29 protein-coding genes are annotated in these 26,513 nt (G+C 64.7%); 11 read left to right on the forward strand and 18 right to left on the reverse strand.

Going from position 1 to position 26,513, the window contains the following annotated elements:
• Positions 1-205: 205 nt before the first annotated feature.
• The 6 genes from pip to cysS form a co-directional block, all read right to left on the reverse strand.
• Positions 206-1,171: a prolyl aminopeptidase gene (gene pip / locus EJ069_RS14600; RefSeq protein ID WP_126061884.1), complete on the reverse strand. Its 966-nt coding sequence runs from the start codon at positions 1,169-1,171 to the stop codon at positions 206-208.
• Entirely contained in the window at positions 1,168-1,644 is a 477-nt protein-coding gene (locus EJ069_RS14605) for a GFA family protein (protein ID WP_108702816.1), read from the reverse strand. Before EJ069_RS14605 ends, pip begins: the two co-directional genes overlap by 4 nt.
• On the reverse strand, positions 1,641-2,132 hold the full coding sequence (locus EJ069_RS14610; RefSeq protein ID WP_126061885.1) for a GFA family protein: 492 nt from the start codon (positions 2,130-2,132) through the stop codon (positions 1,641-1,643). The genes EJ069_RS14605 and EJ069_RS14610 overlap by 4 nt, the downstream gene beginning before the upstream one ends.
• Before the next feature lie 33 nt (positions 2,133-2,165).
• The gene (locus EJ069_RS14615; protein WP_126061886.1) at positions 2,166-2,552 is read right to left on the reverse strand and encodes a VOC family protein; all 387 of its coding nucleotides are present in this window, start codon (positions 2,550-2,552) and stop codon (positions 2,166-2,168) included.
• A complete protein-coding gene (locus tag EJ069_RS14620) occupies positions 2,549-2,941 on the reverse strand; it encodes a DUF559 domain-containing protein (protein WP_126061887.1) in 393 nt (130 codons plus the stop codon). Before EJ069_RS14620 ends, EJ069_RS14615 begins: the two co-directional genes overlap by 4 nt.
• 201 nt (positions 2,942-3,142) lie before the next feature.
• Positions 3,143-4,594, reverse strand: a complete 1,452-nt coding sequence (gene cysS, locus EJ069_RS14630; RefSeq protein ID WP_126061888.1) for a cysteine--tRNA ligase — start codon at positions 4,592-4,594, stop codon at positions 3,143-3,145.
• Between the two features lie 392 nt (positions 4,595-4,986).
• On the opposite strand from cysS, the gene EJ069_RS14635 reads away from it, so the two are divergent.
• Positions 4,987-5,142 (forward strand): hypothetical protein, encoded by a 156-nt coding sequence (locus EJ069_RS14635; protein WP_108702811.1) that lies wholly within the window; start codon positions 4,987-4,989, stop codon positions 5,140-5,142.
• Between the two features lie 191 nt (positions 5,143-5,333).
• Here the strand turns inward: EJ069_RS14635 and EJ069_RS14640 are convergent, their stop codons facing one another.
• Positions 5,334-6,095 carry an SOS response-associated peptidase gene (locus tag EJ069_RS14640; RefSeq protein ID WP_126061889.1) on the reverse strand — a complete coding sequence of 254 codons (762 nt, stop codon included), beginning with the start codon at positions 6,093-6,095 and terminating at the stop codon, positions 5,334-5,336.
• A 118-nt stretch (positions 6,096-6,213) separates the two neighbouring features.
• Between EJ069_RS14640 and EJ069_RS14645 the strand changes: the two genes are divergently transcribed.
• From EJ069_RS14645 to EJ069_RS14660, 4 genes are all read left to right on the forward strand, one after another.
• Positions 6,214-6,639: an NUDIX hydrolase gene (locus EJ069_RS14645; RefSeq protein WP_126061890.1), complete on the forward strand. Its 426-nt coding sequence runs from the start codon at positions 6,214-6,216 to the stop codon at positions 6,637-6,639.
• Between the two features lie 71 nt (positions 6,640-6,710).
• Positions 6,711-7,088 (forward strand): TIGR02301 family protein, encoded by a 378-nt coding sequence (locus EJ069_RS14650; protein ID WP_126061891.1) that lies wholly within the window; start codon positions 6,711-6,713, stop codon positions 7,086-7,088.
• A 354-nt stretch (positions 7,089-7,442) separates the two neighbouring features.
• Complete coding sequence (locus EJ069_RS14655; RefSeq protein WP_040984202.1) at positions 7,443-7,700, forward strand: hypothetical protein; 258 nt, start codon at positions 7,443-7,445, stop codon at positions 7,698-7,700.
• Positions 7,701-7,816: 116 nt separating this feature from the next.
• Positions 7,817-8,608 (forward strand): hypothetical protein, encoded by a 792-nt coding sequence (locus EJ069_RS14660; protein WP_189476381.1) that lies wholly within the window; start codon positions 7,817-7,819, stop codon positions 8,606-8,608.
• A gap of 79 nt (positions 8,609-8,687) precedes the next feature.
• On the opposite strand, the gene EJ069_RS14665 is transcribed toward EJ069_RS14660, so the two are convergent.
• Together EJ069_RS14665 and EJ069_RS14670 are read right to left on the reverse strand one after the other, a co-directional pair.
• Positions 8,688-8,912, reverse strand: coding sequence for a hypothetical protein (locus tag EJ069_RS14665; protein WP_126061893.1), 225 nt, complete (start codon positions 8,910-8,912; stop codon positions 8,688-8,690).
• 51 nt (positions 8,913-8,963) lie between these two features.
• The gene (locus EJ069_RS14670) at positions 8,964-10,295 is read right to left on the reverse strand and encodes a dihydroorotase (protein WP_126061894.1); all 1,332 of its coding nucleotides are present in this window, start codon (positions 10,293-10,295) and stop codon (positions 8,964-8,966) included.
• 84 nt (positions 10,296-10,379) lie between these two features.
• Between EJ069_RS14670 and EJ069_RS14675 the strand changes: the two genes are divergently transcribed.
• The 3 genes from EJ069_RS14675 to EJ069_RS14685 all read left to right on the forward strand — a co-directional run bounded on the left by EJ069_RS14675 (position 10,380) and on the right by EJ069_RS14685 (position 14,088).
• Entirely contained in the window at positions 10,380-11,243 is an 864-nt protein-coding gene (locus tag EJ069_RS14675) for a folate-binding protein YgfZ (protein ID WP_126061895.1), read from the forward strand.
• The gene (locus EJ069_RS14680) at positions 11,243-11,881 is read left to right on the forward strand and encodes an HD family hydrolase (RefSeq protein ID WP_042637869.1); all 639 of its coding nucleotides are present in this window, start codon (positions 11,243-11,245) and stop codon (positions 11,879-11,881) included. The genes EJ069_RS14675 and EJ069_RS14680 overlap by 1 nt, the downstream gene beginning before the upstream one ends.
• 65 nt (positions 11,882-11,946) lie before the next feature.
• Positions 11,947-14,088, forward strand: coding sequence for an EAL domain-containing protein (locus tag EJ069_RS14685; protein WP_126061896.1), 2,142 nt, complete (start codon positions 11,947-11,949; stop codon positions 14,086-14,088).
• Between the two features lie 30 nt (positions 14,089-14,118).
• Here EJ069_RS14685 and EJ069_RS14690 read toward each other — a convergent pair whose 3' ends face one another.
• Positions 14,119-15,009, reverse strand: a complete 891-nt coding sequence (locus EJ069_RS14690) for a fatty acid desaturase family protein (RefSeq protein ID WP_126064737.1) — start codon at positions 15,007-15,009, stop codon at positions 14,119-14,121.
• 111 nt (positions 15,010-15,120) lie between these two features.
• Between EJ069_RS14690 and EJ069_RS14695 the strand changes: the two genes are divergently transcribed.
• Positions 15,121-16,050: a LysR substrate-binding domain-containing protein gene (locus EJ069_RS14695; RefSeq protein ID WP_126061897.1), complete on the forward strand. Its 930-nt coding sequence runs from the start codon at positions 15,121-15,123 to the stop codon at positions 16,048-16,050.
• 78 nt (positions 16,051-16,128) lie between these two features.
• Positions 16,129-16,521: a RidA family protein gene (locus EJ069_RS14700; protein ID WP_126061898.1), complete on the forward strand. Its 393-nt coding sequence runs from the start codon at positions 16,129-16,131 to the stop codon at positions 16,519-16,521.
• Between the two features lie 34 nt (positions 16,522-16,555).
• Here the strand turns inward: EJ069_RS14700 and EJ069_RS14705 are convergent, their stop codons facing one another.
• The 6 genes from EJ069_RS14705 to EJ069_RS14730 form a co-directional block, all read right to left on the reverse strand.
• Positions 16,556-16,828, reverse strand: a complete 273-nt coding sequence (locus tag EJ069_RS14705; protein WP_042637865.1) for a DUF3303 family protein — start codon at positions 16,826-16,828, stop codon at positions 16,556-16,558.
• A gap of 185 nt (positions 16,829-17,013) precedes the next feature.
• Positions 17,014-18,477 (reverse strand): RimK family protein, encoded by a 1,464-nt coding sequence (locus EJ069_RS14710; RefSeq protein WP_126061899.1) that lies wholly within the window; start codon positions 18,475-18,477, stop codon positions 17,014-17,016.
• 3 nt (positions 18,478-18,480) lie between these two features.
• On the reverse strand, positions 18,481-19,578 hold the full coding sequence (locus EJ069_RS14715; RefSeq protein ID WP_126061900.1) for a GNAT family N-acetyltransferase/peptidase C39 family protein: 1,098 nt from the start codon (positions 19,576-19,578) through the stop codon (positions 18,481-18,483).
• 207 nt (positions 19,579-19,785) lie between these two features.
• A complete protein-coding gene (locus EJ069_RS14720) occupies positions 19,786-20,580 on the reverse strand; it encodes an anti-sigma factor (RefSeq protein ID WP_126061901.1) in 795 nt (264 codons plus the stop codon).
• Between the two features lie 2 nt (positions 20,581-20,582).
• Positions 20,583-21,095 (reverse strand): RNA polymerase sigma factor, encoded by a 513-nt coding sequence (locus EJ069_RS14725; RefSeq protein ID WP_126061902.1) that lies wholly within the window; start codon positions 21,093-21,095, stop codon positions 20,583-20,585.
• A 130-nt stretch (positions 21,096-21,225) separates the two neighbouring features.
• Positions 21,226-24,048, reverse strand: coding sequence for a DUF2339 domain-containing protein (locus EJ069_RS14730; protein ID WP_126061903.1), 2,823 nt, complete (start codon positions 24,046-24,048; stop codon positions 21,226-21,228).
• A 245-nt stretch (positions 24,049-24,293) separates the two neighbouring features.
• Here EJ069_RS14730 and EJ069_RS14735 point away from each other — a divergent pair, with 245 nt between their 5' ends.
• On the forward strand, positions 24,294-24,758 hold the full coding sequence (locus tag EJ069_RS14735) for an NUDIX domain-containing protein (protein ID WP_126061904.1): 465 nt from the start codon (positions 24,294-24,296) through the stop codon (positions 24,756-24,758).
• Positions 24,759-24,779: 21 nt separating this feature from the next.
• Here the strand turns inward: EJ069_RS14735 and recO are convergent, their stop codons facing one another.
• Positions 24,780-25,529 (reverse strand): DNA repair protein RecO, encoded by a 750-nt coding sequence (gene recO, locus EJ069_RS14740; protein WP_126061905.1) that lies wholly within the window; start codon positions 25,527-25,529, stop codon positions 24,780-24,782.
• Positions 25,530-25,614: 85 nt separating this feature from the next.
• Entirely contained in the window at positions 25,615-26,508 is an 894-nt protein-coding gene (locus EJ069_RS14745; protein WP_126061906.1) for an aminoglycoside phosphotransferase family protein, read from the reverse strand.
• Positions 26,509-26,513: the final 5 nt, after the last annotated feature.

A 26,513-nucleotide genomic window follows, 5' to 3' on the forward strand; every position in this document is an offset into this window, starting at 1 on the left:
AGCTCGAAATGCCGCGCTCCTTCGCGCCCCCCTCTCTCCTGCCGGACATCTCCCCCACTTGGGGGGAGATTGGACGGCACTTCGGCTTTCGCCAATCTCCAGCGTTGCAGGAGAAGCGGCAGGGCCGAAGCTGCTGATCTCCCCCCTTGTGGGGGAGATGGCCGGCAGGCCAGAGGGGGGCGCCGTAGAGCACGAACCTGCATCATTATTTCCCTGCAAACCGATCCGTGGCCCGGATCAGCCGATCCAGAATCCCAGGCTCGGAATAGGCGTGGCCAGCGCCTTCGATGAGGTGGAAATCGGCCTTCGGCCAGGCCTTGTGCAGCGCCCAGGCATATTTCGCCGGGCACGGCATGTCGTACCGGCCGTGGACGATGGTGCCGGGGATGTCCTCCAGTTTCCAGGCGTCGCGGAGCAGCTGCCCTTCCTCCAGCCAGCCGGCATGGACGAAATAGTGGTTCTCGATGCGGGCGAAGGCGACAGCGTAGTCGTCCTGGGCGAAAGGATCGCTGGTCTCGGGCTCGGGAAGCAGCGTGATCGTCTCGCCCTCCCAGATGCTCCAGGCGCGGGCGGCCTCGACTTGGCGCGCGCGGTCGGAGCCGACCAACCGCTTGCGATAGGCGGCCATCATGTCGCCGCGCTCGGCCTCGGGGATAGGCGCGAGGAAGCGCTCCCATTTGTCGGGAAACATCTCCGAGACGCCGAACTGATAATACCATTCGAGCTCGGCGCGGGTGAGCGTATAGATGCCGCGCACGATGAGCTCACTGACGCGCTCGGGATGCGTCTCGGCATAGGCGAGCGCCAGCGTCGAGCCCCAGGAACCGCCGAAGACCAGCCATTTGTCGAAGCCGGCCATCTCGCGCAGGCGCTCTATGTCGGCGACGAGATGCCAGGTGGTGTTGGCCTCCAGCGAGGCGTTGGGCGTCGATTTCCCGCAGCCGCGCTGGTCGAACAGGATGACGTCGTAGAGCTTCGGGTCGAACAGCCGCCGATGTTTTGGCGAGATGGTGCCGCCCGGGCCGCCATGCAGGAACACTGCGGGCTTGGCGCCCCTGGTGCCGCAGCGCTCCCAGTAGATGGTGTGGCCGTCGCCGACATCGAGCATGCCCGACTCGAACGGCTCGATCTCGGGATAGAGGCTGCGCAAGGAACCACTGTGGATCGTCATAGTTTCAAGCCCTGCTGCGGCCAATTGGCCGTCTCGTGATCGGGGTGCTGGAAGGAGATGATCTGCTCCTGCCGTCGGTAGAAATCGGGATCGTCGAGGATCGGGGCCTCGAAGATCTTCTCCACCCAGGGCAGCCGCACCGCGTAGTTGACCTGGATCTGCGGCGCGAGATCGGAGCGGTCGTCGAACGCGCCGATGGCGATCTCCAGCGCGCCCGGCTGGCGGTAGGTCAGCGGCGTGCCGCAGCGGGCGCAGAAGCCGCGGTCGATGTTGACCGAGGACTGGAAATAGGTCGGTTCCTCATGGGTCCATTCGACGCCGTCCTTCGGCACCGTCACGAGAGCGCCGAAGAAATTGCCGAACTGCTTTTGGCACATGCGGCAATGGCAGATGGACGGGCGCCCAAGCTTGCCGTGCACGCGAAAACGCACGGCGCCGCACTGGCAGCCGCCGGTTCGAACTTGATCGGTCATGGTCTTTCCTCCGGCGGCCATTGGTCGGTGTCATGGTCTGGATGCTGATAGGAGACGAGCTCGGCGAGGTAAGGCGCAGAGGCGATATCGGCCATCGTGTCCTCGGACGGCAGCTTGGGGATGCCGTCGACATAGGGGAGCTTCGCCTCCGTCCCCCACTGGATGGTCGGCGCGATGCCGGTCGGGTCGTCGAAGGCGGCGATCGCCAGCGCGATACCGTCGGGCGCTTCGAAGGTCAGCGGCGTGCCGCATTCGGCGCAGAAACCGCGCCAGGCAGCGTTGGAGGAACGGAAGCGTTTCGGCTCGCCGCGCGTCCAGTCCAGCGTGGCGCCGCGCACCGACACCAGCGGCAGGTAAAAATTGCCGCTCGCCTTCTGGCACATGCGGCAATGGCAGACCGAGGCGTCGCCCAACGCGCCTTCGACGCGGAAGCGCACGGCGCCGCACTGGCAGCCGCCGGTGTAGATCGGCCTGTTGTCGAGGCTCATCGCTCACTCCGTTTCATGGGCTGCTTTAGGGGCTCACTCCGGATCATGGCAGACCGCCTCGACATTGTTGCCGTCGGGATCGAAGACGAAGGCGCCATAGTAGTTCGGATGATAGTGCGGACGCAGGCCCGGCCCGCCATTGTCCCTGCCGCCGGCGGCAAGCGCTGCGGCATGGAAAGCGTCGACCTCGGCGCGGCTGCGCGCGGTGAAGGCGATGTGCTGGGTTGATCTCGGCTTGTCCGTGCTGTCGCTCACCCAGAACACCGGCCGGTCGCGGCCATAGCCGCCAACCTTGGCGCCGCCGGTATATTCCTGCGGCACCATGTAGAGCAGCGAAGCCCCCAACGGCGCCATCGCCTTGTCGTAGAAAGCCTTCGACGCGTCGAAATCGGAAACGGTGATGCCGAGATGATCGATCACAGGACGAGCTCCTCCCTTGGTGGCGCGGCGGCAAGGCCGGCCACGATGACGATGTGCTGGCAGACATTGTCGATATCGCGGATCACGTCGGCGTTCCAGAAGCGCAGGATGGTCCAGCCTAGACCTTCAAGCTTCGCGGTTCGCGCGGCGTCGGACGCCGAAACTTCGGCAAGAGCGTGCTGTGAGCCGTCGATCTCGACGATCAGCTTTTTGTCGGGACAAGCAAAGTCGACAATGTAGCCTGCGATAGGCATTGGCCGCCGAAAGGAAAGGCCCATCAGCCTATGCGCCCGGACTTCGTTCCAGAGCTTCAATTCGGCATCCGTCATTTGCTTGCGCATCTTGCGCGCATTGCCGCGACTGACGGGCGATACACGATGATGGGTCATCGCGAGGCCCCCCTCTCTGCCCTGCCGGGCATCTCCCCCTCAAGGGGGGAGATCAGCAGCTTCGCCGACGGCGCCCAATCTTCAACGTTGGCGGTTGGCGAAAGCCCAGGCGACATCCAATCTCCCCCTTGAGGGGGAGATGTCCGGCAGGACAGAGAGGGGGGCCTCGCTCCAACCTCTCCCGTATGGAGGCATCCACCTTCACCGCTTGATCTCCCACGTCGTCACACGCGCGCCGGTGACAGGATCCTTGCCGTCCTTCAGCTGCACGCCCTGTGCCAGAAGCTCGTCGCGGATGCGATCGGCCTCGGCCCAGTTCTTTGCGGCGATGAATTCCAAGCGTCTGGCGATTGCTTTTGCCACCGCCGCCTCGTCAACCTTGGCCGCGCCGACATCGAAGCCGAGGAAGGCCAGTGCCGCTTTCAACGAAGCGGCGGCGGCATTGCCACCATCGCCGCTAGCCTCGACCGCCTCGCCGGCAAGCTGCGTCAGCCGCTGGAAGGCGGTGTAGGTGGCAAGGTCATCCGAGAGCGCTTCCACCACTTCGGCCGGCAGGTCCTTCGCGGCCGCGGGCGCAAGATCGGCGGCACGCTTCCATTTGCGCAGCGTGTTTTCCGCCTCCTCAAGCTTGCGCACGGAGAAGTCGATCGGCTCACGGTAATGCGTCATCAGCATCGCCAGCCTAAGCACCTCGCCCGGCCAGGTGCGGCCGCCGAAGGTCTCGGTCTCCAGCAATTCGTGGATCGAGTAGAAATTGCCGAGGCTCTTCGACATCTTCTGACCTTCGACCTGCAGGAAGCCGTTGTGCATCCACACATTGGCCATGACCTTGGTGTCGTGGGCGCAGCGCGATTGGGCGATCTCGTTCTCGTGGTGCGGGAAGATCAGGTCCAGCCCGCCGCCATGGATGTCGAAGACCTCGCCAAGATAAGCGGCCGACATGGCCGAGCACTCGATGTGCCAGCCGGGCCGGCCCCTGCCCCACGGGCTTTCCCAGCCCGGCTCTTCGGGCGAAGACAATTTCCACAGCACGAAATCGCCCGGGTTCTTTTTGTGCGCGTCGACCGCAATGCGCGCGCCGGCCTGCTGCTCGTCGAGATTGCGCTTCGACAATTCGCCGTAGTCCGGCATCGAGGCGGTGTCGAACAGCACCTCGCCGCCGGCGACATAGGCATGGCCGCGCTCGATCAGCTGGCGGATCAGCGACAGCATGTCGGCCTTGCCGTCGGCGCGGGGTGCGACGAACTCCGTCGCCCGCGGCTCGTAGGTCGGCTGCAGGCAGCCAAGCGCGGCGACATCCTTGTGGTACTGGTCGGCGGTCTTTTCGGTGACCTTGCGGATTGCATCATTCAGCGACAACTTTCCGGCCGCGATCTCGCCGCCGAAGTCTCGCAGCGCCCTGGCGTTTATCTTGTCGTCGACATCCGTGATGTTGCGCACATACGTGACATGCTTTTCGCCGTAGAGTTGGCGCAACAGGCGGAAAAGCACATCGAAGACGATCGCCGGCCTGGCATTGCCGATATGGGCAAAGTCGTAAACGGTCGGGCCGCAGACATACATGCGCACGTTTTGCGGGTCGATCGGAACGAACGGTTCCTTCGTCCGCGTCAGCGTGTTGTAAAGGCTGAGGCCCTTCGATGGTTCAGACATACGTGCCCTTCCGATCCCTTAGACTTGGATGGAGCCTTGCCTGCGCCACGGCGCAAAACAGGCTCCAGCCTGCTGGCCGGGGCGTTTTTTCCGATCTGGGGAAAGATGAGGCGAAAACGTCCGGACCAGCGCGAGGCTAGCCAATAATGCAAATGCCACAAATGGCGAAAGACGTTTTCATGGCCGGCTTTATCGCGCCGGCGGGTGTTGCCGTCAAGTCGCTCGGCTTAGGAAAGATGTCGTTGGATCACAGGTAAAGACGTGGCGAAACATTTTATTAAACATGTCGGCACAGTGATGAAACATTCGCCGGCTAGACCGCCCGGTGTCACGATTTGGACGGAATCAGCCGCCAAACGCTGAACACGAAACCGTTACCAGGGAAGAGAATCATGGCTCGCAGCAAGCAGGAACAGATCCGACAAACGCAGCCCGCGCTGGCCAACCACTACCGCGCGATCGGCCCGGCGGCCATCGTCGCCGCCCTCCTCCACACCGCGAAGAAGAAGAAGCCCGCGCAGAAGATCGTCTCGCCGCGCGCCGCCTGAAACGGCGCAACCGGCACGGTCTCCGACGATGGGACGGCGGTGACGAGGGCGCCACGAGCGCCCTGGAGATGAAGGCCCCAAAGCAGCCTTTCGGGCAGGCAGCCTTCTGTTGGATGGTTTGACGCAATTCCGAACGGAAGGTTACGGCGAAGGCGCCGAACCTAAGCGCTCCACACTTTCCTGGAATTGCTCTAAAACAATCTCATCTGGTTTTCGTCCGCGCCAGGCTTCTGGCGCCTGGGCTTTTCAGCTTGCGGCGAAACGATGCCGCGCTCCTGGATCTCCGGCCCGGTGTTGGCGACCTTGTTGACCAGGTCGGAAACCGGTATCGCCTCGAAGAAATCCGGCTCGGCGGGCTTCAGCAGATCGAGCACGTGGCGCGGCTCCTGCGTGCGGCAATCGAGCCAGCGAACGAAGTCGCGTTCCTCGATCACCACCGGCATGCGATCGTGGATATGGGCGATGTCGGCATTGGCCTCAGTCGTGATGATCGCGCCGGTGTCCATCTCGGAACCGCCGGGCTCGGAGTAAGTCTCGATCAGGCCGGCGAAGGCGACCACGCCGCCGCGTCGCGGGCGGATCCAGTAGGGTTGCCCCTTGGCCGAACCCGATTGCTGCCACTCGTAGAAACCGGATGCCGGCACAAGAGCGCGGCGGTGGCGCATGGCGGCCTTGAACGATGCTTTTTGCAACACGCCCTCGGAACGGGCGTTGATGAGCACCGGAAACGCCTTGGTGTCCTCGACCCAAGCCGGAATCAGGCCCCAACGCACCAGCATCGCCTGGCGGTCCGGCAGGTTGGACCCGGGTTCCCGCGGCGGGCCGGCAAACGCCATCAGCACCGGCTGTGTCGGCGCGATGTTGTAGCGAGCCGGAAATCCCTCCAGCTCGGCCAGGCCAAGAAAGGCGGCGGTCTGGACCGGCGTGGCGGTCAGGGCAAAGCGTCCGCACATGGATCTGGGCTCTTCGATTGACGTGCCATCAAAAGTGGCGATGGAACCGCCACGCCGCAACGGCTAAAGCTGGATTCGCCCAATCGGTCCACAAAAGCCTGCAGAAGGATCGGCACGCATGGAAAAGCGCAAGATCATACCGGCCGTTTCCGTCGCGGTCGTGCGCGACGGCGCCGTGCTTCTGGTCAAGCGCGGGCGGGCGCCATCGCAAGGGCTCTATGCCTATCCGGGCGGCAAGGTCGAGCCTGGCGAGACCTTGCCGCAAGCCGCCGCACGGGAGTTGCGGGAAGAGACCGGACTGGAGGCCGTCGACTACCGACCGTTGCGCGACATCCATATCGACGGCAGCGGTGAAAACCACGCGGTCGACTATCTGCTGACGGTGTTCGGCGCCGCCTATGCCGGCGGCGAGCCCGTGGCAAACGACGATGCCGAGACCGCGGCATTCTACACGCTGGCGCAAATGGCTGACATGCCGCTTGCCGGCGACGTGTTCTCGGTCGCCGATGAGTTGCTCGGCCCTGCGCAACGCGCCACGCCGTGAGCATCCAGAATGGCCTTGCAGGCGACAAAATGTTTCGCCACAAAGCCTTGCCCTTTCTTCGCAAGGCCCCGATGACCCGCACTTCCCCTCTTCTCGCCGTGTGCCTCGCTGTCGGCATCGCCGCTTCGCCGGCTACGGCGCGCGCCGCAGAAGCGCCGTTCGAGCCGGGGCTGATGCGGTTGGCGGAAGTGCTGGGATCGCTGCATTTCCTGCGTAACCTGTGCGGCGAAAAGGGCGACCAGTGGCGGGTCGAAATGGAAAAGCTGCTCGAGTCGGAAAATCCGGACCCCGACCGGCGCGCCCGCTTCATCGCCTCCTTCAACCGCGGCTACCGCTCCTTCAGCGGCACCTACACGCGATGCACGCCTTCGGCGACCGAGGCCATCGCCCGCTACATGAAGGAAGGCGAGACGCTGTCGCGCGACATCGCTTCGCGCTACGGGAACTGAGGCAGCTCGGGCCGCCAGCGCGTTTTGCCCAGATTTCCTGTGGCAATCGGCGCCAATGTGATGTGCCTTATTGTCTCCTGTCCCGCTCTGGTGCAATCATCTGTTGCGGTTTCGCAACAGTGTTAATGAAACGTTAGCGCGCGATTGCGGAATTAACTCAAACTGAAGGTTTTGATGCCGCAAGCCGGCCTAATCGGCTAAGCTCGGCATCGATTGAGCGCAGTCTCGCCGACAATGTGAATTTCGACCCCAAAAATGTCGTATTTACAATGACTTAATTGAGACTGCGGACGAACTGACAGCCCAAGCCGGATCCACTGTTGGATCGCCGCTTGCAGTAAGGTGGACATCGCAATGGAACATGGTGTCAGCGACATCGACGCATTGGTCAGGGAAGAAAAACGCCTGACCGCCGTTGAGAGCCACAGCGAGGCATGGGCGGAAGGCCTGTCGGCCGGCATCGAACCGGAAATCATCGCCGAGGCGGCGTTGGAGACGGCTTTCGGCGAGATGTTGCGCGCCAATGGCGAGACCTCGGCGCTGGCGCTGCTCGACCGCATGCGGGAAAAGGTGATCGCCGGCGCCTTCGAGCCCGAACGGCTGAAGCACTAGTCATCCGTTTTAACAGTGACTTTTGACGAGGGCACGCCGTTTGGGCATCATGCCCATGCGCTTGACCATTCAAGGCGCCGCCCGGATCAGGCCGGGTAACAATGGAGAGGCAAGCGGTGAGATCTTCGATGTCAGGCCGGCCGCGCGGGCTGACGCTCAACATCCTGATCGCCGCTTCCTGCCTCGCGTTGCCTTTGTGCCTCGCCAGCACGCCTTCCTATGCACTGAGTGAGATCCAGCGCGAAGACCTGCCTTCCCCGGTGACCCCGCCCGCCGACAGCGACAGCGCCGCGCCCGGCGCGACCGTGCCGATGCCGGAAGCGCCCGGCTCCAAGCCTTCGGGCAGCGGCCAGCCGGCAGACGACACCGACAAGTCGGAGCCGGAAACGCCGCCCGCCAATGGCGGCATCACCAGCCCGCGCGCCGATCCGGACTCGCCGCCGCCGGCGGTCGTCTACGACCTCAACACGCTTCCTGAACCGGTCAAGCGCATGCATGGGCTGATCATCGAGGCCTGCCGTACCGGCGACATCGAGAAGCTGCGGCCGCTGATCGGCAAGGGCGATTCCATGACGCAATTGTCGCTGGGCGATATCGACGGCGACCCGATCACCTTCCTCAAGGGACTATCGGGCGACGGCGACGGCCAGGAGATCCTCGCCATCCTGGAAGAGGTGCTTTCGGCCGGCTATGTGCATGTCGACACCGGCACTCCGCAGGAACTCTATGTCTGGCCGTATTTCTTCGCGCTGCCGCTCGACAAGCTCGATGCCAGACAGCGCGTCGAATTGTTCAAGCTGGTCACGGCCAGCGACTATGACGACATGAAGCAGTTCGGCGCCTACATCTTCTACCGCGTCGGCATCACGCCGACAGGGCAGTGGCTGTTTTTCGTCGCCGGGGATTAAGGCTTCCCAGGTATGGCAATGTGGCGGGGCAACGAAACGACGTCCCGTCAAGCCTATCGGTTAGGACTGTCGCGACCGCTTAGGCAGTGGTCAGAAGGATGCCGTGGCCGAATTCGTCAGCCAACTTCATGATAAGCAGCTTCTCACGTGCCGTAAGGCGCTTTTGGTCGACAAAGCGCCAGTTGCGCTCGTAAAGCGCAAAGGCCTCTTTGGCCGGGATCGGGCGCGCGACATCGCGGTTCCAGGCAAGTGCCTGGAGCTCGGGAAACTCTGCAGGAATGATCGGCGCGATGTTCTCGCTCATAGCGCCTACAAGATAATGCAGAGCGCTTAACAAATCCAACTTTTGGCAGGGTTAAGCCGGCAGCGCCTCGGAAAATTCCACCGCCTTGCCCTGGCCGGGTGTCGCGATCTCACCTTCCCACATGACGCGATTGCCGCGCAGGATGGTGCCGACCGGCCAGCCGGTGACCCCCCTCCCGTCATAGGGTGTCCAGCCGGCCTTGGAGCCGGCCTGGGCGTTGGTGATGGTCTCGCGCCGCTTCATATCGACGATGGTAAAATCGGCATCGTAGCCGGCGGCGATGCGGCCCTTACTGGCCATGCCGAAGATGCGCTGCGGGCCGTGGCTGGAAAGATCGACGAAACGCTGCAAGGTGAGCCGGCCCGCATTGACGTGGTCGAGCATGATCGGCACCAGCGTCTGCACGCCGGTCATGCCCGACGGCGAGGCCGGATAGGGCTTTGCCTTCTCGGCCAGCGTGTGCGGCGCGTGGTCGGAGCCAAGAACATCGACGATGCCTTGCGAAACGCCATGCCAGACGCCGTCACGGTGGCGCGAGGCACGGACCGGCGGGTTCATCTGGATCAGCGTGCCAAGCCCGGCATAGTCGTCCGCCGTCAGCGTCAGATGATGCGGCGTCGCTTCGCAGGTCGCGACATCCTTATGCTGCTCGAGGAAGACGATTTCTTCCGCGGTCGAGATGTGCAGCACATGGATGCGCGCGCGCGTCTGCCTGGCGATGCGCACCAGGCGCTCGGTGCAGCGCAGCGCCGCGATCTCGTCGCGCCAGACGGGATGCGACGACGGATCGCCCTCGACGCGCTCGCCGAGCCGCTCGCGCAGACGGAATTCGTCCTCCGAGTGGAAGGCGGAGCGGCGGCGGGTGTTGCGCAGGATCGAGGCGACGCCTTCATCGTCCTCGACCAGAAGGTCGCCGGTGGACGAGCCCATGAACACTTTGATGCCGGCCGCGCCCGGCAGCCGTTCCAGCTCGCCGACATCGCGAGCATTGTCGCGCGTGCCGCCGACCCAGAAGGCGAAGTCGCAATGCATGCGGCCGGTGGCGCGGCGTACTTTGTTGGCAAGTGCGGCCTCGCTGGTGGTGAGCGGATTGGTGTTGGGCATTTCGAAGACCGCGGTGACGCCGCCCAGCACCGCCGCGCGGGAACCAGTCTCCAGATCTTCCTTGTGCTCCAGCCCCGGCTCGCGGAAATGCACCTGACTGTCGACGACGCCCGGCAGGATGTGCAGGCCGGTGCAGTCTATGGTCTCGCCGGCCGAGGCCTGGCCGAGATCGCCGATCCGCGCGATGCGTCCGCCCTTCACGCCGATGTCGCGGCGGCCCTCGCCATCATGGTTCACTACCGTGCCGCCTGTCAGGATGAGGTCGAAGGTGGTTGCCATGGGCAGGTCCAATCTCTTGCGGGGGGAGTGTGGCCGGCTTACGTAATGGCCGAACGTTTTGCAAGATCAGGCCGACTTTCCCTCATGCCCTTTACCCAGCTCAACGACCGCGCGCTCATTTCCGTGTCAGGCCCCGACGCCGAGCATTTCCTGCAGAACATCCTCACCACCGATCTCGATGCCCTGAAGCCCGGCGAAGCCAAACCCGGCGCGCTGCTTTCGCCGCAGGGCAAAATCCTGTTCGATTTCCTGATCTCGCGCGCCGGCGACAACGGTTTTCGGCTCGAATGCCGGGCCGACACGGCCGACGATTTAGTGCGCCGGCTGATGCTTTATCGGCTGAGGGCAAAGACCGAGATTGCCAAGCAGGATCAGGTGGTTGTCACGGTCGCGTGGGGTGATGATTCAACCCCCTCGTCTTCCGATTCAACGGCGCTTGCCGACACGCGTTTTCGCGATGCGGCGGTGAGGCGTATTTATAGCGGCGGGGCAAAGGACGGTGGCGATCCTGATGGCTGGAAAGTAGTTCGGATCGCCAGCGGCATCGCCGAAAGCGGCGCCGACTACCAGCTCGGCGACGCCTTCCCGCATGACGTGCTGCTCGACGAAACCGGCGGCGTCGGCTTCAAGAAAGGCTGCTATATCGGCCAGGAAGTGGTTTCGCGCATGCAGCATCGCGGCACCGCGCGGCGACGCGTGCTGATCGTGTCGGCCGACGGCCCCCTGCCCGCTTCGGGAACCGAGCTTGCCGTCGCCGGCCGGCCGGTGGGCGCGCTCGGCTCGGTTAGCGGCAGGACCGGACTTGCCATTGCCCGCATCGACCGGGTCAAGGCGGCGCTCCATGCCGGCGAGGCGATCCTGGCGGGCGAGGTTCCGGTGACGCTCGCGATTCCCGCCTGGGCGAAGTTCAGCTTCCCTGAAGGCGCGGCCAGCGCGGAGGAGGCCTGATGGCGGCCGACCGGGCCGGCGCGCCGCCGCGCGCGTGGCAACGCATGCTTTCGGGCCGGCGGCTCGACCTGCTCGATCCCTCGCCGCTTGACATCGAGATCGCCGACATCGCGCATGGGCTCGCCCGCGTCGCCCGCTGGAACGGCCAGACCAGCGGCGACCATGCCTTCTCCGTCGCACAGCACTCGCTGCTGGTCGAGGCGCTCTATGGCGAGTTGGCACCGCAGGCCACGGCGGAGGCGCGGCTCGCCGCGCTGCTGCACGACGCGCCGGAATATGTCATCGGCGACATGATCTCGCCGTTCAAATCGGTGATGGGCGGCTCCTATAAGGATTGCGAGCTGCGCCTGCAGCGCGCCATCCATCTGCGTTTCTCGCTGCCGGCGGAGCTCGCCGCCTCCTTGCGAAAGGACATCAAGCGCGCCGACCAGATCGCCGCCTATTTCGAGGCGACGCTGCTGGCCGGCTTCTCGACGGCGGAAGCGACCGAGTATTTCGGCCGCCCGCGCGGCTTCTCCGCCGACCGCTTCGACTTCACGCCCAAATCCGTCACTTGGGCGCAAACGGCTTTCCTCAAGCGTTTCAAGACACTGGATGCCATGCGCCAGTCTTCGTTCGTCGCCAATTCGGCCATTTGAAAGAACGCTAAATTAACCGGCTACCAGGACAGTATAGCGTTCGGTCACGGTCCGAAGGCGTGCTCATGCCTGGCGTTCATGTCAAGACGGCTTCCACCGCCGGCAAGCGAGGAACGGCCGCTATCGGTCCGGCACGGCGGATTGCGGACGAATTACGGGCCCAGAACGAGCGTTTCGCGGCCGCCGTCGAGAACATGTCGCATGGGCTATGCATGTTCGACGCCGATGAGCGGATGATCATCTGCAACCGCAATTACATCGATCTCTTCCGCCTCGACGCCAAGGTGGTGAAGCCTGGCATCCGATACTTCGACATTCTGCAGCACAGTGTCGATGTCGGCGTCGCCTCGCAAAGCGCCGAAGAACTCCATGCTATCCGCAAGCCCTATATCGACGGCGCCAGGCCTTCGACCTATGAGGAAGTCCTGTCCGACGGGCGCATCATCGTCATTTCCCATCGGCCCATCGCCGTCGGCGGCTGGGTTTCGATCTATGAGGACGTGACCGAGCGGCGGCGAGCCGAGGCGGAGCTGAAGGAGCAGCACCGCCGGTTCGACGCAGCTTTGGCCAACATGTCGCAAGGCCTCTTGATGTACAGCGCCGAGGGCCGCCTGATCGTCCGCAACCAGCGCTTCCTGGACCTTTGCAACGCGAAGGCTGCCGATATCACGCTCGGCATGACGCACCGTCAGATGCTGGAGAAACTCGTGGCTCTCGGCATCTTCGTGCCTGTTGAAGTCGACATCGAGGTGGAAAAGGCGAAGGCGGCCCTGGACGCGGGCCAGTCGCGCTCGAGCTATCGCGAACTGGTCGACGGCCGAACGCTCTTCGTCCTGCGGCGGCCGCTCGCCGGCGGCGGCTGGGTGGCGACCTTCGAGGACGTGACCGAGCGGCGCCGCGTCGAGGAGCGCATGACGCATCTTGCGCATCACGACACGCTGACAAACCTGCCCAACCGCTCGATGTTTCGCGAGAAACTGGACCAAGCGCTTGGCGAGGCCAAGGCCAAGCCGCTGGCGATCCTCTCGCTCGACCTCGACCGCTTCAAGGCCGTCAACGACACATTCGGCCACCCGGCCGGGGACTGGCTGTTGAAATGCGTCGCCAAGCGGCTGCAGCATGCCGTGCGCGGCAGCAAGGACGTGGTCGCCCGCTTCGGCGGCGACGAGTTCGCCATCATCCAGTCCGGCATCAAGAGCGCCGCCGACGCCGAAAAGCTTGCCAAGCGCATCGTCGAGATCGTCGGCAAGCCCTATCGCGACAAGGGACGCGAAATGCATGTGGGCGCGAGCCTGGGCATCGCGCTCTATCCCGGTGACGGGCACGATGCCGACACGCTGCTCACCAATGCCGACATGGCGCTCTACCGGGGCAAGGGCGAAGGTCGCAATGTCTATCGTTTCTTCGAGCCGGGCATGGATGCCCTGATGCGGGAGCGCCGCGCGCTTGAAGCCGATCTCGAAGCAGCCCTTTCCAAGCGCGAGTTCGAGCTCGATTTCCAGCCGATCCTCAACATCGGCTCCGGCGAAATTGTCGGCGCGGAAGCCCTGATGCGCTGGCGCTCGCCATCGCGCGGCCTGGTGTCGCCGGAAAACTTCATCGCCGCCGCCGAGGAGACCGGACTGATCGTGCAGCTCGGCGACTGGGCGCTTCGCAAGGCTTGCAGCGTGGCCGCCCATTGGCCGACGGAGATGCGCATGGCCGTCAACGTCTCGGCCGCCCAGATCAAGAGCGGCGGCTTCACCCGCAGCGTGATCTCGGCGCTCGCCTTTTCGGGCCTGCCGGCCAGCCGCCTGGAGCTCGAAATCACCGAAACGGTGATGATGGACGAAAGCGATGCGGTGCTGAGGACGCTCAGCCAGTTGCGCGGTCTCGGCGTGCGCATCGCGCTCGACGATTTCGGCACCGGCTATTCCTCGCTCGGCTACCTCCGGCGCTTCCCCGTCGACAAGATCAAGATCGACCGCTCCTTCATCCGAGACCTCGACAGACGCGACACGGCGGCGATCGTGCGCACCGTGATCGGTCTCGGCGCCGAGCTCGGCATCACCGTCACCGCCGAAGGCGTCGAGACCGAAGCGCAGCTCGACATGCTGCGCAAGACCGGCTGCGGCGAGGCGCAAGGCTATCTGATCGGCGTGCCGGCCAAAGCGGCCGACCTGAGCCGGCTGCTGCATTCACAGGCGCTGCTGCGCCAGTCAGGCTGATATGCGCTGTCTCTCTGACGCGTCCGTCGCCTAGCGTAGCGCCCCGATATATTTCTCGTGGAAGCTCACATAGCCGGGCTCGATCACCTTGAGATGGCGCTCGATCAGCCGGTGGAATTCAGGCAGTTGGTGGAACGGCACGCCGGGATAGGCGTGGTGCTCGGCATGATAAGGCATGTTCCAGGCGAGCTTGCGCACGAACCAGTTGGTCAGCGTCGTGCGGGTGTTTTCCAGCATGTTGGCGACGAAGGGACAGCGGCCGTGCTCGGCCAACAGATAGAGCCTCAGGAACGGCTGGCCGAGCAGCGCGGGCACTATCCAGACAGTGAGCAGCACCGACGCCTTGAACCACACCGCGAGCGCCAGCAGAACGAGATAGAAGGCGATCATCGCCCGCGCCTCGGCCTTCACCTTCGGCAGCCCCTTCGGCGGCACGTAGCTGTCCCGGCAGCGCCCCATCGCATTGGTGTAGAGCGTCTTGAAGTGGCCCCACCACACGGGCAGCCCTGAGACGTGGACGATGTATTGCCGCATCGTCTCGGGCTTCGGGAAGGCCAGCTCCGGATCGTTTTCCGGATCCTGAGTGAAGCGGTGATGGGCGAAATGGAAGTAGCGGAACCAGTCGGCCGGCAGCGCGATCGCCAGGCTGCAGAAGCACGCGACCACATCGTTCAGCCATTGCGTTTCGAATGCCGTCCGGTGCACGGTTTCATGCAGCAGGGTGAACAGGAAGACTACCAGGATGCCCTGCGGCAGCATCAGGACCGGCCAGTACGGCACTCTTGCCCCGATCAGCGCGCCAAGGACGGTGATCGCCCCGAGATGGAGCGCGAACTGGACAAGGCCCGGCCCATCCGATTTGCCGGTCAGCCGCCCGCGCTCCTCATTCGTCAGCGAGGCGATCAGCTGGCGATGGTCGATGGTTTCGTGATGATCGATTGCGTTCATGAGTCACGATACTCCAGAAAGAAACCTTTCGAAAAACGAGGATTTCTGCGAAATAGATAAGGCGAACTTATCTATTGGATTGTCATGGTCGCCCTTCCCTCCTTGCGCGGACTTCAGGCCTTCGAAGCGGCGGCGCGGACGGGAAGCTTCGCAGCCGCCGCCGAAGAACTGTCGATCTCGGCCGCGGCCGTCAGCCAGCTTATCCGCACCGTCGAGGAGCAGATGGGACGACAACTGTTCCACCGGGTCAATCGGCGGGCCGTGCTGACCGAGGCCGGGGTGGAGATGCTGCCCAGGCTCAGCATGGCCTTCCGGGAGATCGGCAGCGTCGCGCGCGATGTCGGCGGCGGCGCGTTCCGGCCGAGGCTCGTCATCTCGGTGCCGCCTTCCATGGCGATGGGCTGGCTTTCGGAACGGCTCGCCGGCTTCGTCGCATCCCATGGCGCTGCCGATATATCGCTCAGGGGCGACGACGATCCGGTGCCCTTCGATCATGAATTGATCGACATCCGCCTTTCCTATGGTCCGCACTATCGGGAGCATCCGACCGAGGAGATCGTCAGGGATGCAGTCTATCCTGTCTGCGCGCCGACGCTGGCCCGAGCGACCGTATCGGACGACCTTGCGGGCCTGCCGCTGATCCACACGGACTGGGGACCGACCGGAGCGTCCTTTCCGTCCTGGCGCAACTGGTTCGAGGCGGCGGGAAGCGAGCCGGGCCGCGCGGCGCAGCGCGGCCTTTCGGCCAACTCGTCGCGGGCGGCGCTCGATCTCGCCATTTCAGGGCTAGGCGTGGCGCTGGCGCAAGGCATCTATTGCGCGCAAGCGCTGGAGGATGGCAAGCTGGTGCGGGCCCCCGCGCAATCCCTGGAACTGCGCCAGCCCTATTGCCTCACGATCCCCGAACGCAGCGCAAGACGCGACATCGTGGGCGCGTTCCGGGAATGGCTGGTCGGGGAATGCGTGCGCGCGGTCAATTCGCCAGCGCTCGGCGCCCAGTCCTCCGAGACGTAGTTCAGGGAATTTGGGCAACGGAGCACCAATCCTTCGCGCCCGCCCGTTTTCAGGCAAACGAAGCAGCAGGAGATCTTGATGTCGCTCGAACTCATCAATCCGGCCGATCTGCCGGTTCCCGAGATGTACACGCAGGTCGTTGTCGCGACGGGATCCAAGCTGGTGTTCATCTCGGGTCAGCAGCCCGAAGACACGAACGGCAAGCTCGTCGGGCACGGTGATTTTGCGGCGCAAGCGCGCCTGTCATTCGCCAATCTCGGGCGAGCGCTCAACGCGGCGGGTGCCCGACCCGACCAGGTCTGCAAGATCACAATCTACATCGTCGACTACGACCGCGACGAACACGTTCCGATCATCGAGGCCGCGCAGATTTCGCTGTTTGGAGACCACAAGCCGGCGAATGTGATCGTCGGCGTGGCGATCATGTCACCAGGCTACCTGATAGAGGTCGACGCGATAGCCGTCATTTGACGGGGAAACGGCACTCTGCGCGCCCCGAAGCCTTTCAGAGATGCGTAGCCAATGCCGCGACCATGTCCTTGCTCGTCGCCACTGGAATGATCTCGAACTCGACCAGGTCGTTCCACTCGATGGCCCAGCGCTGCAGCACCGTCGCGTCATCGGCTTCAACCAGCATGAAGCAGCGGCTCATGTCACCCGCGATCCAGCTGTGATGCACTACGAGCTCGTCGGGCTTCAGCCGGCCCTTGTCGCGAAAGCGGCGGTAGATCTCCTTGCGGTCCGCGCCGTGAAAATCCTCGATCACGAAGAACAGCATGCTTTTCCCTCGGCTTGAATGATTGGAACTGAGGAACTGAGGAACTGAGGAACTGAGGAACTGAGAGGATCGGAAACGAGGAGCGGATAATGCAAGGACGGATGGTCCGCGAGACACCCCATTCTTCGTTCTTCAGTTCTTCAGTTCTTCAGTTCCTCAGTTCTTCAATTCCGCTTCCCCCGCCCCTACTTCTCCGGCCGCTCCAGGCGTTCCAGGAACCACTGCGTCAGCCGCACCCAGAGCTCGTCCTTCTCGCCGGAATCCTCCCAGCCGTGGTCGAGATTGGGATTGTCGTTGACCTCGATGACGAAGACCCCGTCCTTGGTCTCCTTGAGGTCGACGCCGTAGAGGCCGTCGCCGATGCATTTTGCCGCCCGCACAGCCGTCTCGACGACATGCGGCGGCGTCTGCTTCAGTGTAAAGGTCTTGATGCCGCCCTGGTCGGGCTTGCCGCTGGCCTTGTGGTTGACGATCTGCCAGTGCTTCTTCGCCATCAGGTAATGCACGGCAAACAGCGGTTGGCCGCCGAGCACGCCGACGCGCCAGTCATATTCGGTCGGGATGAATTTCTGCGCGATCAGGAGATCGGAATCTTCCAGCCATTCGGTCGCGAGCTTGGTCAGCTCCGCCATGTTCTCGCATTTCTTGACGCCGCGCGAGAAAGACGAATCCGGAATCTTCAGCACCAGCGGGAAGCCAAGCGTCTGCGCCGCCACTGCGAAGTCGGAGGTGCCGGCGATCATCACGGTCGGCGGCACCGGCACCTTGTTGTAGGTCATCAGCTCGTTGAGATAGACCTTGTTGGTGCAGCGGATCATTGACAGCGGGTCGTCGATCACCGGCATGCCTTCCTGCTGGGCGCGGCGTGCGAAGCGGTAGGTGTGGTTGGAGATCGAGGTGGTCTCGCGGATGAACAGCGCGTCGTAATTGGCAAGCTTGGCGAGGTCCTTCCTGGTGATCGGCTCGACCTCGACGCCCATCTTCTCGGCGATCCTCGCCCAGTAGCGCAGTGAGGAAATCTCCGACGGCGGCAATTCCTCATGCGGATCGACCAGCGTCGCGAAGGTATAGCGCGCCGGCGTGCGGCCCTTGGTGTCGCGCCATTCGCGGTTGGTGTAGGTCTCCAGGCACTGCAGGAAGAGCTCTTCCTCGTCCTCGGTCATGCGGGCGAGCGGCAGGAAGCCGATCTTGCGGATCGAGGCCCATTCGGCGCTGTCCTTGATGTGCACCTCCAGCGCCGGCGCGCGGAACCAGTCGAACAACAGCTTGGCAAAACGGTCCCAGACTTTCGACGGGCCGATGCCGAAGAAGATCGCGACCTTGGCCGGAAAAGTCCCGCCGAGGTCCTTGCGGCATTTGTTCAAGGCCAGCTCGAGCTCCGGCAGGGCGTGCTCGTAGAGCTTGCGCTCGGACAGGTCGATCATCGTCTCGACGGTCGGGATCACCCGGTGGCCACGCGAGCCTGCGAGCAGCGAAGCATAGTAGCCGCGGCTCTGATAGCCGTAATTGTTCGACAGGTTGATCACTTTCGGCCGCTGGCCGCGGAACAGCGCCGGATGCGCGAGATAGTCGCGGTTGGTGATGATCTTGTGGGGTGTGGCCACCTGATCGAGATCATTCTGCCTGCCTGTGAGGATTACCCAGGTCATTGTTCAGCGTTTTCCCAGAGTGATGGCGGCGCGCAAGCCGTCGCGGCCGAACTGCGCCATGTTCATGAAGATGTCGTAGGGCACTGGAATGTTCGCGGCATCGAGTATGGTTTCCTGCCTTTCATCCTCGACCCAGGGGTCGTGGATCAGGATATGGTCGCCATCGTCGCCGATGGCCAGCACCCAATGCGGCACCTTCTTGCCGAACATAAGGAAGCCGCTGACCAGCACCAGCACCAGCTTGCCCTCGGCGAGGGCTTGGCGGATATCGCCGATGCCGAACGGACGGTAGTTGACGGGGATGCCGTAGAGTTCGGCGCGGCGGCGGAAATCGACCTGGGCGAGCTCCATCACGCGGCGCTTGTCCTCGCTCCTCACCGACTGCAGGAACAGCACGCCATAGAAGGAGACGAATATCTCGGCGGCGAGCCCGCTCTCATAGCCGGCGACCGCCAGGCCGAAAGGCTCGCAGCCGCCCGGACCCGACATCATGAAGACCGTGGTCGCCTCGCGCCACAGGCGGATTTCCATGACCGGATCGGGCACGAAGCCGCGGTCGAAATTCGCCATCGCCATCATCAGGCAGCAAGGGCCGCAGGTGAACTCGCAGGTCTGCTGGTAGAACGGCACCTTGGTTGCGGTCGGCGTGTCGCCGCGCAGCGTCTTTTCGTAGCGCAGCGCGGTCGCGCCATCCTCGTAATAGTCGGGCTCGCGGCCCAGTTTCCGATAGCCGGCCTGCTCGTAGATGCGGATGGCGCGATCATTGTCCTCGCGCACTTCGAGGCGCAGCAACAGCCGGTCGTGCTCGAAGGCCGCCTCTTCGGCGGCCGCGAGCAGGAGCCGGCCGATGCCGAGGCGGCCGAAAAAGGGACCGACAGCGATGGAATAGAGCCGCGCCACGCCGCTGCCCTTGCGAAACAGCACCACCGCATAACCGGCGACCCGGCCCTCGTTCTCGGCCACCAGCATCTCGGCGGTTTCGCGTTCGATGAACTGGCGGAAGGAGCGGCGCGAGAGCCTGTCGCCCGGAAAAACAGCCTTCTCGATGGCGGCGAGGTCATCGACGTCTGACGCGCGGGCCTTGCGGATCTCGGCAGGCATACGGGCTTGGGAGAACCTCGATTGGGTTTAAGAAACGGCCCCGGTGGATGCGTCGCGAATACTGGCCGAAGCGCCAGTATTCATCAAGCGCTATCGCTCCTTGATTAGGGCCGAATTGTGACAGTTTCCGCGGCGGCAGCAAAGGGCCAAGCGCTTGAACAGAATTGCTGTTCAAGCGACTGCCGGCCGCCGAAAAACGCAGCCCGTTCAGCTCGATATGCCGGCCACGAGCTGGCCATAGGCGACCTTTGCGACGTCCGACAGGCGCTCCGGCGGCAATGAGCCGACGACCGCGCAGGCGTAGCCCTTGTCGAGCCAATAGACCGCTTCCGGTCCGCCCGTCTCGGCCGCGTAGGTGCCCTTCGATGTCTCCGACGAGTCGGCGGTGACGTAGAGCGAGATGCGCTCGCCCTTGGCATCCTCATAAAGCAGCATCGCCGCCTTGCCTTGCTCACCAGCCGGCAGCAGCCGGCCGCCGACCAGCTGGAAGCCCTCGGCCGCAAGATCGGGCGCGACCAGCTTCAGCCCGACGCGGTTCGACAGCCAGGTCTGGAGATGGTCCTTGTCGCTCGCCGGGACTTCGACGGCGTGGCGATTCTCGGCAGCGTAGGTAACATGGGCGGCGATCGCCTGCTCGGCGAGCTGGTCGTCGCCTTCGCCGCCACGGGCGATGCTGTCGACACCGGCGACATAGCCGCCGAGCCCGCCGACCGCGAGCATCACGGCCGCGGCAGCCGACAGCCACCAGCGCGAGCGCCAGGCCGATGCTTTTGCACGCGCCTCGCCAAGCACGACCTGCCGCAGCCGCGCCGGCACCGGCTCGTCCATCACGCCCGCGAAGGCGGCGCGCATGGCGGCGCGGTCGGCAATGTAGCGCGCGGACTTCGCCTTCATCTCGGGATTGGCCTCGAGCCAGGCATCGTAAGCCATGCGCTCCTCGCCCGGCAGCTCGCCGTCGAGGGCCATATGGATATCGCGTTCGGAAAAATCGCGGCGGGTCATTTCTAGACGATCCTTATCGAGCGGCGGCGCGATGTGTCGTCGAGCAATCCTCGCAGTTCCTCGCGGCCGCGCGCGATGCGCGACATCAGCGTGCCGGCCGGCACGCCAAGGATGTTGGCGGCCTCGGCATAGGAAAAGCCCTCGATGGCGACCATCACCAACGCCGCGCGGCGATCGGGGCTGATCGCCTGCAGGGCATCCATGATCTCGCGCGAGGCGATGGTCTCGACCTGATCGGCGGGCGCGGCTTGGGCCTCACCGGCTTCGAGAGGCAGCATCGTCGCCTCGCCGCGCCGGTTGACCTTGCGCATCTGGTCGATGAACAAGTGATGCATGATCGTAAACAGCCACCTCCGGGGGCTTTCTCCAGTCTGCCAGTTGTCGAGCCGCACAAGCGCCCGCTCCAGGCAGTCCTGGACAAGGTCGTCGGCGGAATCGCGGTCGCGCAGCAGCGAGCGCGCATAGCGCCGCAACCGCGGTATTTCGCTCAGGATCGCTGCCTTCTTGTCGTCCATGACCGCTTGTTTCGTGGTCGCCTTCCATCCCGATAGAACGCGCCTTCCCGGCGCGGTGCAAGCAGTCAGCGCGAAGCGGCCGAACCGCTGCGATTACCCAAGCAAGTGGATAACGCGGACGCGGGCCGGTTTATTCCCGGCTATCCACTTGTTCCTGCAAGTTTTCAGTCTTATCCCTCGCCGCCCGTGTCAGCAGCCGCTGGTAGAACAGGCCGATGCCGATCAGCACGGCCCCCAGACCGATGAAGGAGAGCGCGCGCAGCACGCCTTCCAGCTCCGACATGTCGAACAGGAAGACCTTCACCACCGCGACCGCGATCAGCACAGCGGACGCGATGCGCAGCACCTGCGATTTCAGCCAGACGCCGGCGGTGAGCAGCGCCACGCCGATGGCCAGCCACAGCGCCGAATAGGTGTAGGTCTCGAGCTGGCCAAGCCCGCTCCACAAGGCGATGAACTCACCCTTGAACAGGCGACGCACCGAAAGCGTGGCGTAGGCGAAGGCGAGCAGCGCGGCGATCAAGGCCAGCATCGCCGCATACCATCGCGGGCGCTTGTCGCGGACATAGAGCGCCAGCGCGCCGGCGGCGACCGCCGGCAGCAGATAAGCGAGGAACAGAAGGTTGAACACCGGGATCGTGCCGGTCGACTCGTCCGTCAGCAGCGGGTTCAGCACCACGAAATGCTGGATGGCGATGAGGCCCGCCGAGACAACGCCGGCGGCTATCGAGCCATAGCGTAGAACCGAGCTTGGCGAGCGCATGTCGATTGCGACCAGTATGGCGCTGGCGCCGAGCGTGATCAGCGTGTAGATCGCCTGCTCGGCAAGGGTCACCGCGCCGGTGTCGATAACGCCGCCATGCATGGCGTGGCGCACCAGCATGGCGATGGTGAGCAGCGTAAACAGCGCCGAGGCCGCCTCCATGACGAGGTGCGGCCGGCCGCTGGTGGTGCGTGCAAGCTGCCAGGCGGCGAAACCGAAGGCGAGCGCCGGCACGCCATAGCCCGGCAGCAGCCAGTTGAAGACCGGTGTCCTCGACAGAAACGCCGCGCCGACGATGGTCGGGTCGAAGGCGACGCGGCCAAGCACGGCGACCGCCGCGCCCACCGCGATCCAGCCGAGCACGGGGTAAGAGCGCCAGCGTGTGGCCAGCGCCGGCAGAATGGCGGCGGCGCCGAGCAGCACGGTCGTCCAGCCCGAGCCAAAAGCCATGTGCAGCATCAGCAGGCCGGCGACGCCGGCGCCGCCGAGCGCGAAGGACACTGCCGGGCCGCCCACCAGCGGCGGCTCCTCGGCGCGCGCGATCCATTCGCCGCCAGCGGCAAAGGCCAGCAACAGCAGCAGCGCCGGCAGCGCGTAGCCGAGGTCGCGGTCGATATCGCCGAAGGTCAGCCACAGGGCGGTCAGCACCATCACCGGGGCAATGACGCCCCAGGCTGCCCAGCAAGCCGCGCGTGCCGGAGCGGTGGCGGCGAAGCGGCGCGCCGCCCAGAACCCGGCGGCGAGGAAAATCAGGCCAAGCGCGATGCCGATGCGGAACGTCAGCGTGTCGGACGAAGCCAGGGGCTGGGCGTCCAGCCCGACATCGAGCGCGTCGGCGCCGATCGTGGCGGGCGGGATGATGCCGAGATAGATCAGCACGGTGGCGATGCCGGCGGCAAAGACCAGCGGAAGCGCGCGCGGCCGGTGGAGCGCCACCGCGACCAGCGCGGCCAGCAAGACGGCGCCGTGCAATGCATCGCCGGCGCTGGCAAAAGCCGGATCGACGGACAGGCCCAGCGCGCTCAAGGCGATGAAGAAGCCAGGCACGATCGATGGCCAGTCGAAGCCTCGCGCCGCTTCGTCGCGGCCAGCAGTCAAGAAGGGGGCGAGCCAGACCAGGGCCAGCACCGCCAGCGTGGCGAAGCTGATGAACAGGACGGCGGCGAGGTTCACATCCGGCGCGTCGACCATGTAGAGGATGGTCCAGATGCCGGTGCCGGCGAAAGCGGCCGCCATGAGCGCCTTCCAGTCGCGGATGCGGGCGGTTGCAGCGCTCGCCGCAAGCACGATCGCCAGATAGACGAACAGCGCCCAGGGATTTGGCGCCTGCGATGCCACCAACGCCGGCGTGACCATGGCGCCGACGAGGCCGATGCCGGCCAGCGCCAGGCCGTGCACCAGCGAGGCGCCAATGGTGGCAACGCCGATGACGCCAAGCAGCGCGAAGGCGGTCGCCGGACCGATGAAGCCATAGATGCCATGCGCCGCATAGACCGTGCCGAACAGGATGAAGGCGCCGGCAGCCGTGAGGATGGAGGGGATATAGGCGCCGGCAGCGCCCTGCACTGGTACCCTGAAGCCGGTGCGGCGGATGAATTCGGCGCCTGCAATCAGCGCCAGGCCAAGGATGCCGGCCATGGTCAGGCGCACGCCGGGACCGAATATGCCGGCCTCGATCGTGTAGCGGATCAGGAACAGGCCACCCAGCGCCAACGCGATGCCGCCGACCCAGACCGCCCAGCGTGTGCCCAGCGCCGTTTCGACATCGGTCCGGCGTGCTGCTTTCTCGGTGGCCGGGGATTGGGTGAACGCCGCTTTGGTTTCGGCTGAAAGTTCCGGCGCGAGCTCGTCTTTGCCGGGCTCCGTGGCACTTGTCGCTGCCACCTCACCTTTCTTCCATGGTCCGGCCGCGACTTCGGCTTCGGCAATGCCGGTCGTTATCGCGATGGGCTCGGACGGGGCGGTCTCCTGAACAGCTGGCGCGGCGGCGATCGCCGCGGCCTCTCCCGCCTCCTTCGGAGCGCCCTCGGCGGCGGCATCCGCCTTGGGCGGGGATAGCGAAGCGCCCGACTGCACCAGGCCGCGCAGGATGCCGAGCTCGCGCTCGACCAGCGCGATGCGGTTCTGCTGTCGTGACACGATGACGAAAAGAGCTATGACGGCGGCAATGGCGATCAGGCTGAAAAACATCGCGGTTTCCCTCAAAACCAGACCAGTCGTGGCCAACAAATGCGGCAACGAGACGACTGGCGCAAATCAGCGCCTTGCCAATTAACAAGATCGAGCATGTTTCGCGGCCGATTGCCAGCAACTTGCCTGGTTATCCAATGGCGAGCCGCCGAGGCTGCCGGCATTGCAGGCGAGATCGTGTGACTTCGAGGGCGGAATACTCGTGCTATTCTCGCGCGGGCGAAGAAAATGTCGCGAGGTGACCGATGCCGCTGCGAAGTGCCGGCCTGCTGATCCACAGACACATAGGTGGTGTGTTCGAATTCCTGCTCGTCCATCCAGGCGGTCCGTTCTGGGCGCGCAAGGATGAAGGCGCGTGGTCGATCCCCAAGGGACTGATCGGCGACAGTGAGGATGAGCTCCAAGCCGCCAAACGGGAAGCCGAGGAGGAGCTCGGCGTCGCCATCGACGGCGATTTCCGGCCGCTCGGCAGCTACAAACAACCGGGCGGCAAGATCGTGGTGGCGTGGAGCGTCGAGGCCGATGTCGACCCAAACGCCATCAGGAGCAACATGTTCACCCTGGAGTGGCCGCCGAAATCGGGACGCATGAAGGACTTCCCCGAAGTCGACAGAGCCGGATGGTTTTCGCCGCCCGAAGCCGGCGTCAAGATCCTGAAAGGCCAGCGCGCTATGCTCGACGATTTCCTGGAACGGCGCGGCGCCGACTAGGCGTCTGTCCCGCAATCCTGCCTAGCCCGCAACCGCCTTCACCGCCGCATGATGCCGGCGCAGCGCGGCGAGGAAGCCGGCGCGGGCGTCGGGTGGCTCGAGGCCACGCGGCTCGTAGACATGGCGGGTGAAGAAGAAGCCGCTCAGCCGGAAGGCGTCCTCGAGCGCCGCCACGTCGGCGCGCAGGCCGGAGCCACGCTGCAGGAAGGCCGGCAGCGCCAGCATCTTGTCGTGCCAGGCCGCACCGGCCTCGCGCGACACGGCGCGGCCGGATTTCGGCGAGACATAAGCGAGATCCTGCCTGGAGCCGGTCGCCGCGCATTGGCTGAGATCGAGGCCGAAGCCCAGTTCATCGAGGATGAGCAGCTCGAAGCGCGCCACCAACTCGCCCGCCGCGTCGGCGTCGTCCAGATGCGAGATCATCACCGCCAGCGCTTCGTAAAGGCCGCCATGGGCGTCACGCTCGGGCAGGAGCCTCAGATGCGCGGCCATGGTCTGCAGGCCGTAGACGGCAACCGCGCTGTCCATCAGCCGCGCCGCGTTCATCTCGATCGCCTCGGCCTGGAAGACGCCGAGATGCTCGTCGAGCCGCGCCCGCCACAGGAGGTCGACGCGGTTGCCGGGCTGCAGCACCGGCTGCTGCTTGCGCGAGCGCCCTCCCCGCACAAGGCCAAGATGGCGGCCATGGGTGCGCGTCATCACCTCGAGGATGGCGCTGGTTTCGCCATGCCTGCGGGTGCCGAGAACGATTCCCTCGTCGCGCCATTCCATGGATCGAGCTTTTCACCCGTTGCGCGGCGAAATCAAGGTTTCGACCCGCCGCGCTCGATCTGTGCTGACATTCTCTGATCCCGTGTCAAGCCCAACGGCAATGATCGGCAAGCACCTCGTCGATCACGTGGCGCTGCCTTTCCGCCTCGGCCTGGTTGGCGTCGTGGCCGGCGACGGTGATCAGCGCCTTCCACAGCGCCCAGCCGCGGCCGCGCGCCCAGGTGGCGTCGTCGGCGGCGATGCGGGCGCGGAAGGCCTCCCGGCTTTCGCCTTCGAAGAAGGTCCACGCGATCGCCAGATCGCAGGATGGATCACCGACGCCGGACGTGCCGAAATCGATGACGGCGCTCAGGCGACCATCCTCGACCAGAAGATTGCCCGAGGCGACATCGCCATGAAACCAGACCGGAGAGCCAGACCAGGTGGCGGCAAGTGCGGCTTCCCAGACGGTCGTGGCGGCTTGGGCGTCGATCCGCCGTTCAAGCGCGGCGATGGCCTGCCTCGCCTCGCCGTCATAGACGGTCAGCGGCCCGCCACGGTGGAAATTGTGCTGGCCGGGTGCAGGCCCGTCGTTCGGATCGATGCCCCTCAATGCGACAAGGAAATCGGCGAGCGAAACGGCGAAGACGTTGAGATCGGCGATGCGGCCGCTCTTGGCCGTCTCACCCTCTATCCAGCGATAGATCGACCAATGCCAGGGGTAGCCTTCGGCCGGTTCGCCCACGGCCAGTGGCGTCGGAATCGGCAGCGGCAGGAGGGATGCCAGTTTCGGTAGCCAGCGCTGCTCCTTCTCGACCTGCAGCGAATAGGCGGCCGCGCTCGGCAGTCGGACCGTCATCTCGTCGCCAAGATGAAAAGTGCGGTTGTCCCAGCCGCCGAAAGCGACCGGGCTGACCGGCAGGTCCCGCCATCGCGGAAACTGCGTGTCGACCAGCCGTCGCACGAGACCGGTATCGATCGTGATCTCTGGATTATGCATGTCGC

Source organism: Mesorhizobium sp. M2A.F.Ca.ET.043.05.1.1 (assembly GCF_003952445.1).
Classification (GTDB): Bacteria; Pseudomonadota; Alphaproteobacteria; order Rhizobiales; family Rhizobiaceae; genus Mesorhizobium.